Genomic DNA, 13,610 nt, shown 5'->3' with positions numbered 1-13,610 from the left:
GCAAACAGTAGCACTCCCTCTATTGTACATTGGTTGACGCGAGTGCTCTCCTTGGAGCGCGGGTCTGTGGTAATCACCCATGCAAACCTCCCTTGAACGGCTTCAATCCTGGATCTAGCTGGCGGCTATCCTGGCCGGGTTGGGCCTCGGCCTGATCCGGCCCGGGGTGGGGCTGCTGCTGGAGCCCCTGCTCTGGCCTCTGCTGGGTGCCCTGCTTTACAGCACGTTTACCCAGATCCCCCTCACCCGGCTGCGCCACGGCTTTGCGGACTGGCGTTTCCTGGGGGCGTTGCTCACCGGCAATTTTGTAGTGATCCCGCTGTTCGTCGGGGAGGTCATCGAGGCCGCCGCCGGCTCATCCCCGACACGACCGGTTGAGCCCGGCCTACTTTATCTGCATATCGTCCTTCACCGACTTTACGCCGTCCACTGCCCTTGCCACAGCAACAGCGCGATCAGCGGCGGCCCGTGAACTGACAAAACCGCTCAATTGCACCTCGCCACGGAAGGTTTCCACGCTGATCTCCATGACCTTGAGATCGGGGTCGTTGAAGATCGCGGCCTTCACCTTGGTGGTGATGACGCTGTCATCCACGTACTCACCCGGAGCCTGACGGGTCTCGGTGGGGGAGCAGGCAGCCAGCCCGATAAGAGCGAATGCCAGCAGAAAAACTGAAAATAAACGGACATAGGTGTTCATGGTGATGTTCTCCAAGACGTGCGATTCGGGTCATTCTGCAGGGCCACCAGGTTGCTGCGCGCGGCGTCCGTTTCAGCCGTTCCCGGTTTCTATTTTGCGTGGTGCCCCTCCTCGCGCCGACTGGCTATTCCAGTAGGCCTATTATGTTATTTCTTTCCTTATCTCAGGCCGAGAAAGCCGAGAACGAAAAGGACGATGACGACAAGGCCAACCACCCAGATAATGCTATTCATCATAATTATTACTCCTTGCTACAACTATGTTGCTTTTCAACAACGGCTTATCACTACTCTACGACCATTCCGTTTCACCTTCCGTTCGATGGCGAACATAAAATAAGATCATTTTGGTAGTCGCCCACGGCGCATCCATTGCCTCATCCTCTGCGAAACGGGTACCGAGCCCGGGGGGCAACACTGAGGTCCGTACAGAATCCCTGAAATCCCCACCGAAGTCGGTGCGCCAGCGTACCCTCGGACGATCTCGAGCCAGCTATCGACAAACCTTACCGAGGATTGTGGCGCGGCACCCCTGTCAGGCTTGTTGCAGCCTAATGTGGGGTTAGAGTCTGAACCCGAACAGAAGGGGGCCACGAGGGATGCCGCCGCAGGCAAAGGGCGGCGCCGAATGGGCACAGAGCGCCGGTACTAGGACCGCGATTCCCGGCGCAGGGCCTTCTCCAGCGTTTTCGTTTCGGTAATGTCGAACAGGGTGATGACGACACCGTCGATCACGTTATCCAGCCTGCGATACGGAATGACGCGGACTGAGAACCAGCGCCCGTCGGAGGCCAGGATCTGCTTCTCCGAAGCCTCCAGTGTACGCAGGGTTTCCGCCGCGTCTTCGTGTAGTGTCGGGTAGTCGAGGGTGGTGGTCAGGTCACTCAGGGGACGGCCGATATCGCTTTCACGCAAACTGAAAATGGTGGACGCCCGCTCGGTGTAGCGCCGCACGTTCAGGTCCTGGTCCAGGAACAGAATGGCGATCTCGATACTGTTGAGGACGTTCTGCATATCGCTCTGGGCCAAGGCGAGGTCGTCCAGTTTCGCCTGCAGTTCGCTGTTGATCGTTTGCAGCTCCTCGTTCATGGACTGCATTTCTTCCTTCGACGTGGTGAGCTCCTCGTTGGTCGACTGCAGCTCTTCGTTGGTCGATTGCAATTCCTCGTTGGAGGACTGAAGCGCGTCCCGCGATACCCGGGCCTCCTCACGCAGGGCGATGATTTCGTCGCGATACTGTTGCAGTTCGGCCTCATGGGCGGCGTCGGCTGCGCTCTGGCTGCCCTCTTGCCCCTGCGCAGTCCGCTGAGGGGTCACCTCCCGGAAGACCACCATGGTCATGCCCTGCAGGGCGGTTGGCTCCCGAAAGGACTGCACCGTAATGTCCAGGGTCAGGCCCTTTTCCGTCTCGGTCAGGGCGAGGCCGTGAAGGTGCACCGGTTCCAATTGCTCGTTGGCCTGTTTCAACGCCCGGGCGAGCGGTGCCCGAAGGCCGGGGCGCGCCATGGCATGGATATTCCAGTTGGCCTTGCCCGCCGCGGGCTCGAGATACCTCCCGGTGCGGCCACTGATGTAAACGATGTCGCCCTCAGGGTTTAACAGGACTGCGGCCGGTGCATAGACCTGGAGCAGCACATGGTCGGCGGCGGCCTTCAGATCGTCGCCCTTGTCGGCGGGTAGGTTCGGCGTGGACACGGAATGCTCCTGCGTTGTCCGGGTCAATGGCGGGAAGGCGTTTAGCAGAAAATCGATTCTCTCAACGGAACGCGTGTCCCGTCGTGAATAAATCCGCAAGGCCGATTGCACGGGCTCGAAGAGATGGGTTTGCCGCCCCACGGTTTCGGCGCTGCCCAGCACCAGGAGGCCATCGGGCCGCAGACAATAGTGGAACAACGGAATCAACTTGCGTTGCAAGGCCGCATCGAAGTAGATGAGCAGATTCCGGCAGACGACCAGGTCGAGCCGGGTGAAGGGCGGGTCCAGCACCACGTCGTGCTGCGCGAACAGCACCTGATCGCGAATGTCAGCGTTCACCTGATAGTGGGCCTCGTGTTGGCGGAAGAACCGTTCCAGGCGGTCCGCCGTGACGGCATCGGCGATGGACAACGGGTACTCGCCCCGGCGTGCAGTGGCAATGGCATCGGGGCTGAGGTCCGAGGCGAAGATCTGCGGCGCGAAGTCGGCGGGATGGGGCAAGCGCTCTGCCGCCTCCCGCAGGGCGATCGCCAGCGAGTAGGGCTCTTCGCCGGTGGAGCACCCCACCACCCAGGCCCGCAGCGGCCGCGCAGTGCCGCATCGTTCGAGCAGGGCCGGAAGCGCCGTCTCTACCAGATAGTCCCAGACCTCCGGGTCACGGAAGAAGCGGGTGACCCCGATCAGCAGTTCCTTGAACAGCAGGTCGATCTCCTGCCGGTTGTTCTCAAGAAAGTCCGCGTACCCGGCCAGCGAGTTGATGCCGTGGACGGCCTGGCGTCGCTCGATCCGCCGGTGCAGGGTGCTGGTCTTGTACAGCGAGAAGTCATGTCGCGTGTGGCGCAGCAGCAGCCCGACGATGCGCGCCAGCGGTTGCGGCGGGGCCGCGGGGCTCTCGTCCTCATCACCGGGTAGCACCGGGGCGGTCACCTGGTCGACATAGGCCTGAATGCGCGTCGCCAGGGTATCCGCCGGTGCGATGATGTCGACGCATCCGGCGTTGATCGCGCTTCGCGGCATGGCGTCGAACTGGGCGCTGTCAGGGTCCTGGGCCAGCGTCAGTCCACCCACCGCCTTGATCTCCTGCATGCCCAGGGTGCCGTCCGAGCCCATGCCGGAGAGGACCACCCCGATGGCGCGCCCCCCCAGTGCGCTCGCCAGGGAGGCGAACAGCACGTTGACGGGCAACCGCATACCCCGGGGCTCCATGGGCTTGGCCAGATGCAGTGCGCCGCCCGCCAGGGTCAGTTCGGTGTTCGGGGGTATCACATAAACGTGGTCGGCCGCCACGGGTAGGCCGTGCTCCGCCTCCCGCACGGGCATGGCGGTCACCCGTTGCAAGAGCTGGGGCAGCAGGGCCTTGTGGGTTGGATCAAGGTGCTGGACGACGATATAGGCCAGACCGCGCCCAGGCCGTGCATGGGCGAAAAAGGCCTCAAGCGCGGTGAGCCCACCGGCTGACGCGCCCAGACCGACGATGCCGGGCAGATTGGTGTTGGCGTTGCGAAGGGTCAAGACTCACGGGATCCCGACTCGTTGGACACAGTGATCAGCACCAGGTCGCCCCCGGGGGCCACCGCCGCCACCAGATTGACCGGGCCTTCGTCCTGCGCCAACCGCACGCGACAGGTGGCTTCGTCGCCTTCCTCCCCCAGTGCCGCGAACAGATCCTGCACGGCCGGCCGACTCTCCGACGCAAGTACCTCGCTGAAGGCACGGCCGATGGGGCACCCACCCACCTGGCCGGCCCCAGCGCGATTCACATCCATGATGGTGCCTGAATGATCCACCACGAAGTAGGCCACGGGGGCATATTCGTATAGGGTCTGATAGCGGTTGAGGGCCGCCTCTGCCTCGCGCTCGGCAGCGACCAGCTGCTCCTGCTGCAAATCAAGTTCCACCTGGTGGACCTGCAGTTCGTGCAAGAGTTTGAGTGCCTCATCGGCACTGCCCGGAGCGCTGGCGAGCCGATAGAGCATCCCGAGGGCATCGACGCTGACCGTCCACCCGTTGGCCGGCGGCGCTGTGCCAGACGCGAGCTTGCGCTCGGCTGCAAGGCGCAGCCGCCCTTCCTCTGACAGGTCACCAGACATCGTTCAGCCTCCCAAAGCTCCGGTGGTTCACCCGGCAAACGCTTTGCCGGCACCCCCGTCTGCTTTTATCCTACGCGCTTTGTCGAATTGCCGGAATGCGGCACTCCCGCTTCACCCTCCGGATCGGCCTGGAAGAATTGGTAGCCCGCCCGGCCCTTTGCCTTTGCCTGGTACATGGCGGCATCGGCCCGTTGGTGGAGGGTCTCGGCATCCGCACCGTGTTGGGGAAAGATACTGATGCCGATGCTGGCGGAGACCTGCAGGGTGTGGTCACCCACATGCAGCGGCGCCGTGATGGCCGCCAGCACTTTTTCCGCGATGTGCGCCGCATCGTCCGGGCTATCGATCTCCTCGAGCAGAACCACGAATTCGTCACCCCCGAGACGGCTCACGGTATCGGTCTCGCGGACACAGTCCGAAAGCCGATAGGCGGTCCCGCGGAGGGCGTGGTCGCCGATATCATGGCCCATGGTGTCGTTGATGCGCTTGAAGTGATCCAGATCCAGAAACAGCAGGGCGAGTTGCCGGTCATGGCGGCGGGCGGCCCCCAGGGCCCGGCCAAGCCGTTCCGCGAGCAGCGCTCGGTTGGGCAACCCGGTCAGGCTGTCATGGTGAGCCAGATAGGCCATCTTCTGGGTCACCGAGCGCGACAGACTGACATCGCGAAAGACGATGACCGCACCGGTGACCCGGCCGTTACGATCATGGATCGGTGCCGCGGAGTCCTCGATGCCGATGCTGCCGCCATCGCGTTGCAGCAGGATGCAATTGGCCACCAGCCCGACGGTTCTGTCTTCGTTCATCGCAGTAACCGCAGGGTTCAGCGCGAACTCGCCGGCGGCCCCGTCCACGATCTTGAAGACGGTCGCCAGAGGCTGGGCGGAGGCCTCGTCCCGCGACCAGCCGGTGAGGGTTTCCGCCACCGGGTTGAGATACGTCACATAGCCCAGGCTGTCCGTCACCAGCACGGCGTCGCCGATGGATTCCAGGGTGACACGGGCACGCTCCGCTTTCTGGAACAACGCCTCCTCCGCCACCTGCCGGCCCGATTCCACGGCCTTTTGCCGGGCGACGTGGCGGAGGATGGCGGGAAGCCAGCTATCCCCTTCCAGCCGGCCCCCGTCCAACGGCAGGATCAGTGCCTCGGGGGCAGCGAGTTGTGCCTGACTGATCGCGTAGTCCGGAACGGCCACGTCGAAGAGCACGATGTCCGCGGCACGGATCGCCCTTGCATCAATGGCACGCGATACCATGTCGAAGGGCTGGCCGAAGTGAGTGGCGACCACCGCCATGACCCTGGCCGCCGTTGCGGGATCAAGGCCCAGGAGGAGGATCGACACCGGATCGGCCGCCACCGGTGTGGCCACTGGCGTAAGCGCTCGCCCGCTCACCAGTGGCCCTCGCCCATGATAGAGTCCATTGGTCGCGGCCCGTGCCACCATCTCCCGGTCAGGGAAGGCGCCGTCGATCACCTGGGGAGCTGTCCCCTGCTCCCGAATGGCCTCGGGGTGCTGGCGCGGCCGCGGGGTCTCACTATCCTTGAACTTCATGGAGGGACTCCTGCAGTCTCGACGACCGGAGGATGCGCCCGGACAGGGTATAACGTCTGTGCGCTCCACGAGGAATCGGGCGGCGCTATGTGTGCTAGCGAACAGAGGGTCTGAGTAGCGGTTCGACACCGCCAAGCCTGGCGGACACGCAGCCGCGGGGCATCGCCCCCGGCCTGTTGGGTGCGGCAGGGAAGGCCCCCTATCCTATCCTGTCGAGAGGCGTTGAGGGTGGCCCGCTCTGGCACTGCCCCAGCGCGACTCACCGTTGGTAAAGGGATAACCGTCCATGCAGGTATTACAGCGCGCGCAACTCAACCGGTTACTCGCAGCCCTCCCCGCGAGCGATTTCGCACGCCTCAGCCCCCATCTGGAACCGGTTTCCCTCACCCTGGGCGAGTCCTTGTGCGAACCGAACAAGGAGATGAAGCACGTCTACTTCCCGGTGGATTGCATCGTGTCACTGCTCTGCCTCATGGAAGACGGCAGTTCGGCGGAGACCTCGGTGGTGGGCAATGAAGGGATCGTTGGGGTCTCGTTGTTTATGGGGGGTGAAACAACCCCCAGCCAAGCGGTGGTGCAGGCCGCGGGACACGCCTATCGACTGACCGGGCGTGCCCTGAAAGCCGAATTCCACCGTGGGGGCCCCATGCAGCACCTTCTGCTGCGCTACACGCAGGCCCTGCTGACACAGATGGCGCAGACCGCTGTCTGCAACCGGCATCACACCCTGGATCAGCAGCTCTGCCGCTGGCTGTTACTGAGCCAGGATCGCCTTCAGTCCACCGAGCTGATCATGACGCAGGAGCTCATCGCCAACATGCTCGGGGTGCGCCGGGAGGGCGTCACGGAAGCCGCCAACAACCTGAAAAAGGCGGGGCTGATCAGCTATCACCGTGGGCATATTTCCATCCTCGACCGGGCCGGGCTCGAGCGTCGCGTCTGCGAGTGCTACGAGGTCGTGAGGCGCGAATACGCCCGGCTGCTGCCTCGGGAGGTGAGCAAACCCTCAACGCAGGCCGACCAGACCGGGAATGAATAGAACGATGACCACGGCACCCCTCTGAACGGCCCCATCCTCCCCCCTCGCCGAGCCCTCGGGGTGGCCCGGTTTGATCCGTACATTCCTTTTTTGTTATATTCTCTTTGGTTATTACGATATAGCTTCGTTGCCATATTTATGCCCTCCACTTGATCAGGTCGCTGCTGAGAGCCCGCACAATGAAACGCAGATTACTCGCCCGGGTCACCGGTCTAGCCCTTCTCGCCCCACTGGCATGGACGGCTAATGCCGCCGATCCATCGGTAGATGTCTACGCCGTGCTCCATTTGTCGCTGGATCACCTGGACAACCGCGAGAGCGACAGCCAGTTCCTCTCCACCAATCAGTCCCGCCTGGGCATCCGGGGCAGCACCGCCCTGTCCGCCGACACCCGTGCCCTCTTCCAGTACGAAACTGAAGTCAATGCCACGGAAGGCGGCTCGGGGCTCTTCCGCCGCAGCCGCCACAGCTTTCTGGGCCTGAGCGGGCCCTACGGCACCGTCCGTGGGGGCAACCTGGACGGCCCCCTCAAGGCCCTGACCGACCGCACCCAGTTCTTCACCGCCCGACTGGGTGACCCCGGCAACCTGATTGCCGGTGCCGGCGTGACCTGGGAGGACACCATCGGCGCGGCAGACGCCCCCGGCCACCTGCGCCGGCACAGCAATGCGATCGACTACACCACACCGGAATGGCAGGGCCTGAGCGCCACACTCATGGGCACCCCGGCACAGGGTGAATCCAGTGCCCAGACCGGTTCCTGGATGGTGCGCTGGCAACAACCCGCCTTTCAGCTGGCCGCCGGCTGTGTTCACAGCCGTTCCGGCAACTTCGCCAACGGCGATCGTAGCCAGACGACCCGCCAGCTGCTCGCGCAATACCGCGAAGGGGCCATCAACCTGGTCGCCATTGTCCAGGACCACCAACACATATCTGGACGGGGGGACCGGGATGCCCGCGCCGGCCTTCTCGGCCTGGGCTACCGGGTCGCACCCGGCCTCGAACTCCAGGGGCAGGTCGCGCACTTCGACGACGACCGCGGCAGTGACCATGACTCCACCCTTTACACCGTGGGTGTGGAGCATGCGATGAATCCGCGGGCCCGGGTGTATCTGAATTACGCCCAGGTCCGCAACGGGGATCTGGCCGGCCGTAGCGTGGCAGGGCAGTCCCATGCCCCGCCACCCGGGCCTGACAGCAGCCGCAGCCGCATGCTGGAGGTGGCGGACGGCAACAACCAGTGGGGGGTGTCCGCCGGGATGCTTTACGTCTTTTAAGCGACGTCTTTGATCGCAAAAGGGGGCGCCACTCTCTCGAGTGTCGCCCCCGTCCCCGGGCCCTTCCCTGGCCCATTCAGACCGTCTGGCGGTTACAGCCCCAGCCGCTCCATCTCCCGCTCGGCAGCGGCCGCCGGCAGCGGGATGAACCCGTCCCGAACGGTCACGTCCTGCCCTTGCTGGGTGTAGATCATGCGCAGGAACTCCCGCTCCACCGGGGGCAGTTCCTCGTTAGGGTGCTTGTTGACGTAGACGTACAGGAACCGGGCCAGCGGGTAATCGCCGGTCACCGCGTTCTCCGCGCTGGGCTCGAACAGCTCACTGTCGCGACCGAGCGGAATGGGCCGCACGCCGGAGGTCTGGTAGCCGATGCCCGAATAGCCGATCCCGTTCAGGGACTCGGTCACGCCCTGCACCACCGAGGCGGAGCCCGGCTGCTCGTTGATGCTGTCCTTGAAGTCACCGTCGCAGAGGGCGTGCTCGCGGAAGTAGCCGTAGGTGCCGGAGACGGCGTTGCGGCTGTAGAGGGTGAAGTCGCGGTTCTGCCACTCGTCGGTCAGCCCCACCTGACCCCAGCGGGTGATGTTCCCACCACCGCAGCGCTGGGTCTCGGAGAAGATACCGTCCACCTGCTCGATGGTCAGCCCCTCGATGGGGTTGTCGCGGTTGACGTAGACGGCCAGCACGTCGATGGCCACCCGCGCCAGGGTAGGCTCGTAGCCGTGGGCGTCCTCGAAGGCCTGGATTTCGGAGTCACGCATGGAGCGGCTCATGGGGCCGAAGTGGGCGGTGCCCTCGGCCAGCGCCACCGGGGCGGTGCTGGAGCCGGCGCCCTCGATCTCAATGGAGACGTTGGGGTAAAACTCGTTGAAGGTCTCGGCCCAGAGGGTCATCAGGTTGTTCAGGGTGTCGGAGCCCTGACTGGAGAGGTTGCCGGAGATACCGGAAACCCGCTCGTACTTGGGCAGGTTCGGATCCACCTCGGCAGCACCCGCGGCGCCGACGGCAAAAACGGTTCCGGCCAGGCCGGCGATGCAGCTTTGCTTCCACATAAGTTCATCACTCCGATCAAACGATGGCGGTTAACGCAGAACGGAGTATGGGAAGCGCATCTGACGCCGACGTGACCGATTCATGACCATCCGGTGACAGTGCCCCGGAGTATCCTCAGCCCTCGGACTGACGCAACCTATCCAGGACCGCTTCCGGTGAGGCCGATCGCGGCAGCGTGAGCCGGAACACCGCGCCTTCGGGGCCACTCTCCTTCAGGGTCAGCGCCCCGCCGTGGTTGCGCGCCAGTTCCCAGGCGATGGCCAGACCCAGACCGGCGCCGCCGGAACGTGGCGCGGTCCGCTTTTCCACGAACAACTCATCACGGACCGTATCCGGGACACCGGGACCATCGTCCGCGACCTCCACCCAAACGGTATCTGCATGCTGGCCGCCCTGCACCTGGATCTGTCGGGCGCCGGCAGCCACCGCGTTGCGGACCAGGTTCAGCAGGATGCGAAAGATCTGATCAAAATCGGCGTCCAGGACAACGGCGTCGGCACCGGGCGCCTGCAGTGAGGCCCGGGCCACCTCCTCGGGACCGATGGCCGCACGGGCCTCCTCGACCACGTCATCAAGGGTGAAGCGCTCCAGTTGCGGCGCTCGTTCCCGGGCATTGCCCACCTCCAGCATCGCCTCGCACATGCGCACCGACCGCCGCACCGAGCGGCGGATCATCTCCGCGCTGCGTTGCACCAGCGGGTCGGGATGGCGCGCCAGCCGGTCCCCCATCAACTGGGAGGCCACCATGGTGTTCCGCAGGTCATGCGTGACCTTGCGGATGGAGCGGCCCAACTCGGCCAGTTGCTCCTCTTGGCGATCCCGCACGATGGCGAGAATGTACTCCCGATTGTCGATCCGTATACAGGAGGCGCGGACCTGGGCAGGCAGCAGTGAGCCGCCCTGCGCCCGGCAGGAGAGATCGTCCGCGACCCAACGGCCCTCCCGGCGCACCTGGGCGAGAAAGGCCTGCAGCCGTGGGATCTCATGCGGGTGGATGTCGGCCGGGGTCAGCCGCTGGAAATCGTCACTGCTGTAGCCCAGATAACGGCAGGCGGCGGCATTCGCCCCGGCGAAACAGCCGTGGTCCACATCGATGAGAAAGGCGGGGTCGTAAAGCTCCTCGAACAGTCGGGCGGTGGCATCCTGCGTCTTGGACAGTTCGTCGGAGAAGATCATGCGCGGTGGTTTCCGGTGACAGCGGGTGGAGTGAGCCCGTATGCCCATAAACCGTAGCTGTCGGACCAATATCTGCCAGTTCAGCCGAACAGGAGATCGCCGTAGCTCCAGATCAACGTCCCCAGCACAATGGAGGCATAACAGGCGTAGGGCACCGAGCGCCAGAACCGGGCCAGGGCCGGCATCGTCGCCCCATCGACCTCGCATTGGTCATCGCCGCATTGCGTCGCCCGCCCAAAGACCCGCGTGCGGTGAAACTCCACAGCGAAGGAGAAGAGCACCATCAGCGCCCCGGAGCGCTGAAACCAGTGCCCCTCACCGGTTGCCATGCTGACGTACAACGACACCATCACCGGTAAGATGGCGCACAGCATTAGCACGGCCTCCAGGACGTAATCCTGCCGGGAGGGGAGCGGGCCGCTGACCACGCCGTTAGAATTCGCCATCGGGCACCTCGTGGTTGTGTCGCCAGCCCAGGGCCCATCGCCCTTGCCGGTCACGCCCCGCCGGCGGCGCCGTTCCGCCCTCGCCCACGCTTGCGGGCACGGACAGAGACCGCCCTGTGCATCCGGGCGGTGACGCGGCTGAGGCCCCGCCTCAACCAGCGGAAGCACGCCGCGAAGGCCTGGGCACGGAGTTCGGCGTTGCGCTGCTCCACGGCACGCAGCTTCGGGTCCGGCGTGTGAAACGCCATGGGCACCTCCAGACAGCGACTCCCATCGGGCAGACCACTTCCAATTGTGGTGCACGCGGGTGGCACTGTCATCGGTAAAGCTACTTAGGTGGGTTGCTCCCGCCCGCTGAATACAGCCCCGCTGCCACCGGGCTTTGACCCCGCCGGCGGACGACCGGATAATCGGCCCCGGCCCCGGCCCAGGGCCGGCTCGCCGCCCTGCCCCACCGAAGAAGACGTGATCGCCCATGAGTACTGAGAACGCACCACAAACCCCTGCCGAGCAGGAAGAGCATGCCCGTCTCGCCGAAGTGATGGCCCGCCTGCAGCGCGCCCTGGAGGCCACTGACCGGCGCCTGCGCGCCTACGCCGAGGAGGTCCGGGAACAGAAGGAATACCTCTGGGAGGCACGGGCGGATATGGACCATGTGGAGAAGATCTCCACGCGCCAGTCCATCGAGCAGTCGGTGATGACCGGTGAGACCATTCTCGACCGCCAGAAACGGCTGAAGAAGCTCCAGCGTGCCCCCTATTTCGGCCGCCTCGACTTCGCCGCCGACGGCGCAACCGGGACCGACCCCATCTACATCGGCATTCACCACTTCTACGACGACAACAGCGGGGAGAACGTGGTCTACGACTGGCGCGCGCCCATCGCCAGCCTGTTCTACGACTACGAAACCGGCCCGGCCCGGTATGAATCGCCCGACGGTGTGGTGGACGGCGAGGTCCAGCTCAAGCGCCAGTTCCGGATCCGCCACGGCAAGATGGAGCTGATGATCGACAGCAACCTGCATGTGGTGGACGAGGTGCTCCAGGAGGAACTGGCCCGCAGCTCCGACGACAGCATGCGGAATATCGTCGCGACCATTCAGCGCGACCAGAACGCCATTATCCGCAACGAGACGGCGCCGGCACTGATCATCCAGGGGGTGGCCGGATCCGGCAAGACGTCCATCGCCCTGCACCGCATCGCGTTTCTGCTTTACCGCTTCAAGGAAACCCTCAGCTCGACGGACATCCTGATCATTTCGCCCAACCGGGTCTTTGCTGACTACATCGCCAACGTGCTCCCGGAGCTGGGCGAGGAGCAGGTGAATGAGATCGGTATGGAGACCCTGGCCGACGAGCTGCTGGAAAGCCGCTACCGCTTCCAGACCTTCTTCGAGCAGACCGCCGAGCTACTGGAGAACGACGACGAGGCAATGAAGGAGCGGCTGCGCTATAAGGCCTCCCCGGAGTTCCTCAAAAAGCTCGGCGAGTATGCGGCGCACGTGGAGGAAAACCGCTTTGTCGCCGAAGACCTGTGGATCGCCCGCCGGCTGATCCCCGGCTGGTTGCTGGAGGAGATCTTCCGCAAGCACCGCAATATGGGCATGTCGGAGCGCATTGCCCAGGTGGTCCGGGAGACCGAACAGAAGTTCGGCATCCAGTACAACTACGACCTGATGCCGGAGGACCGCCGGGCACTGCGGGAGGCGGTGAAGGGGATGATCCGCCAGTCCACCCTGCGCGAGACCTACAAACAGTTCTTCACCTGGCTGGGTCGGCCGGAGCTGTTCAAAACCGCAAAGAGGGGCAAGCTGGAGTACGCCGACGTCTTCCCGCTGATTTACCTGAAGATGCGCCTGGAAGGCATCCGCTCGCCCTATCGGTACGTCAAGCACCTGCTGATTGACGAGATGCAGGACTATACCCCGGTACAGTACGCGGTGATCGCTCGGCTGTTCCGCTGCAACAAGACCATCCTGGGCGACGCCAATCAGTCGGTAAACCCTTACAGCGCCTCCGATGCCGAGCAGATTCAGCAGGCCTTCATGCAGGCCTCACGGGTCAGCCTGACCAAGAGCTACCGCTCCAGTTACGAGATCACCCAATTCGCCCAGCAAATCGCCCCCAACCCGGAGCTGGAGGCCATAGAGCGCCACGGCGAGCCGCCGCGGGTCGTCCGCTGCCGGACCCGCAAAGCGGAGCTGGCCCACATCGAGGAACAGGCAATGGACTTCCAGGCCTCGGGCCACAACACCCTGGGCATCATCTGCAAGACCCAGAGGCAGGCCAAACGGACCCACGACCGGCTGAGCGAGACGCTGGAAGGCATCCGACTGCTCACCGAACAAAGCAGCGGATTCGCCCCGGGCATCATCGTCTGCACCGCACACATGGCCAAGGGGCTGGAGTTCGACCGGGTGATCATCCCCGAGGTCAGCGAGAAGAACTACCGCACCGACATGGAACGCAACCTGCTCTACGTGGCCTGCACCCGCGCCATGCACCGGTTGACCGTAACCCATACCGGGGCACCGGCCGCCTTCCTGCCGGCCGCGGACGAGGTCGCCGTCACCGTTTCACTCTGAC

The 13,610-nt window shown here is 64.3% G+C and carries 11 protein-coding genes; 3 read left to right on the top strand and 8 right to left on the bottom strand.

Annotation, left to right across the window (positions count from 1 at the left end; all coding sequences use genetic code 11):
* Positions 1 to 385 precede the first annotated feature (385 nt).
* From MLG_RS15105 to MLG_RS14770, 4 genes are all read right to left on the bottom strand, one after another.
* The gene (locus MLG_RS15105) at positions 386 to 700 is read right to left on the bottom strand and encodes a BON domain-containing protein (protein ID WP_011628866.1); all 315 of its coding nucleotides are present in this window, start codon (positions 698 to 700) and stop codon (positions 386 to 388) included.
* A 647-nt stretch (positions 701 to 1,347) separates the two neighbouring features.
* Entirely contained in the window at positions 1,348 to 3,906 is a 2,559-nt protein-coding gene (locus MLG_RS05725; RefSeq protein ID WP_011628865.1) for a chemotaxis protein CheB, read from the bottom strand.
* A complete protein-coding gene (locus MLG_RS05720) occupies positions 3,903 to 4,484 on the bottom strand; it encodes a PAS domain-containing protein (protein WP_011628864.1) in 582 nt (193 codons plus the stop codon). The genes MLG_RS05725 and MLG_RS05720 overlap by 4 nt, the downstream gene beginning before the upstream one ends.
* A 65-nt stretch (positions 4,485 to 4,549) precedes the next feature.
* Positions 4,550 to 6,034, bottom strand: a complete 1,485-nt coding sequence (locus MLG_RS14770; protein ID WP_011628863.1) for a diguanylate cyclase domain-containing protein — start codon at positions 6,032 to 6,034, stop codon at positions 4,550 to 4,552.
* Positions 6,035 to 6,320: 286 nt separating this feature from the next.
* Between MLG_RS14770 and MLG_RS05710 the strand changes: the two genes are divergently transcribed.
* Together MLG_RS05710 and MLG_RS05705 are read left to right on the top strand one after the other, a co-directional pair.
* Complete coding sequence (locus tag MLG_RS05710) at positions 6,321 to 7,073, top strand: Crp/Fnr family transcriptional regulator (RefSeq protein ID WP_011628862.1); 753 nt, start codon at positions 6,321 to 6,323, stop codon at positions 7,071 to 7,073.
* A gap of 179 nt (positions 7,074 to 7,252) precedes the next feature.
* Positions 7,253 to 8,350, top strand: a complete 1,098-nt coding sequence (locus MLG_RS05705) for a porin (RefSeq protein WP_011628861.1) — start codon at positions 7,253 to 7,255, stop codon at positions 8,348 to 8,350.
* Between the two features lie 92 nt (positions 8,351 to 8,442).
* Here the strand turns inward: MLG_RS05705 and MLG_RS05700 are convergent, their stop codons facing one another.
* From MLG_RS05700 to MLG_RS05685, 4 genes are all read right to left on the bottom strand, one after another.
* The gene (locus tag MLG_RS05700) at positions 8,443 to 9,402 is read right to left on the bottom strand and encodes a PstS family phosphate ABC transporter substrate-binding protein (RefSeq protein ID WP_011628860.1); all 960 of its coding nucleotides are present in this window, start codon (positions 9,400 to 9,402) and stop codon (positions 8,443 to 8,445) included.
* 115 nt (positions 9,403 to 9,517) lie between these two features.
* Positions 9,518 to 10,579, bottom strand: a complete 1,062-nt coding sequence (locus MLG_RS14765; protein WP_232209290.1) for an ATP-binding protein — start codon at positions 10,577 to 10,579, stop codon at positions 9,518 to 9,520.
* 80 nt (positions 10,580 to 10,659) lie between these two features.
* Positions 10,660 to 11,025 (bottom strand): hypothetical protein, encoded by a 366-nt coding sequence (locus tag MLG_RS15395; protein ID WP_041717929.1) that lies wholly within the window; start codon positions 11,023 to 11,025, stop codon positions 10,660 to 10,662.
* A 50-nt stretch (positions 11,026 to 11,075) separates the two neighbouring features.
* Complete coding sequence (locus MLG_RS05685; protein WP_041717928.1) at positions 11,076 to 11,273, bottom strand: hypothetical protein; 198 nt, start codon at positions 11,271 to 11,273, stop codon at positions 11,076 to 11,078.
* Positions 11,274 to 11,500: 227 nt separating this feature from the next.
* Here MLG_RS05685 and MLG_RS05680 point away from each other — a divergent pair, with 227 nt between their 5' ends.
* Positions 11,501 to 13,609, top strand: a complete 2,109-nt coding sequence (locus MLG_RS05680; protein ID WP_011628857.1) for a HelD family protein — start codon at positions 11,501 to 11,503, stop codon at positions 13,607 to 13,609.
* The last annotated feature ends 1 nt before the right edge of the window (position 13,610 follow it).

It is taken from the genome of Alkalilimnicola ehrlichii MLHE-1, assembly GCF_000014785.1.
Lineage (GTDB): Bacteria > Pseudomonadota > Gammaproteobacteria > Nitrococcales > Halorhodospiraceae > Alkalilimnicola > Alkalilimnicola ehrlichii.
The sequence above is the reverse complement of the archived record's forward strand: the minus strand, read 5'-3'. Positions and strand labels throughout refer to the sequence as shown.

What these genes read in the sequence shown, in the direction of transcription:
- MLG_RS15105 (WP_011628866.1), bottom strand. Translation starts at nt 700, where the DNA reads ATGAACACCTATGTCCGTTTATTTTCAGTTTTTCTGCTGGCATTCGCT.
- MLG_RS05720 (WP_011628864.1), bottom strand. Translation starts at nt 4,484, where the DNA reads ATGTCTGGTGACCTGTCAGAGGAAGGGCGGCTGCGCCTTGCAGCCGAG.
- MLG_RS14770 (WP_011628863.1), bottom strand. Translation starts at nt 6,034, where the DNA reads ATGAAGTTCAAGGATAGTGAGACCCCGCGGCCGCGCCAGCACCCCGAG.
- MLG_RS05710 (WP_011628862.1), top strand. Translation starts at nt 6,321, where the DNA reads ATGCAGGTATTACAGCGCGCGCAACTCAACCGGTTACTCGCAGCCCTC.
- MLG_RS05705 (WP_011628861.1), top strand. Translation starts at nt 7,253, where the DNA reads ATGAAACGCAGATTACTCGCCCGGGTCACCGGTCTAGCCCTTCTCGCC.
- MLG_RS05700 (WP_011628860.1), bottom strand. Translation starts at nt 9,402, where the DNA reads ATGTGGAAGCAAAGCTGCATCGCCGGCCTGGCCGGAACCGTTTTTGCC.
- MLG_RS14765 (WP_232209290.1), bottom strand. Translation starts at nt 10,579, where the DNA reads ATGATCTTCTCCGACGAACTGTCCAAGACGCAGGATGCCACCGCCCGA.
- MLG_RS15395 (WP_041717929.1), bottom strand. Translation starts at nt 11,025, where the DNA reads ATGGCGAATTCTAACGGCGTGGTCAGCGGCCCGCTCCCCTCCCGGCAG.
- MLG_RS05685 (WP_041717928.1), bottom strand. Translation starts at nt 11,273, where the DNA reads ATGGCGTTTCACACGCCGGACCCGAAGCTGCGTGCCGTGGAGCAGCGC.
- MLG_RS05680 (WP_011628857.1), top strand. Translation starts at nt 11,501, where the DNA reads ATGAGTACTGAGAACGCACCACAAACCCCTGCCGAGCAGGAAGAGCAT.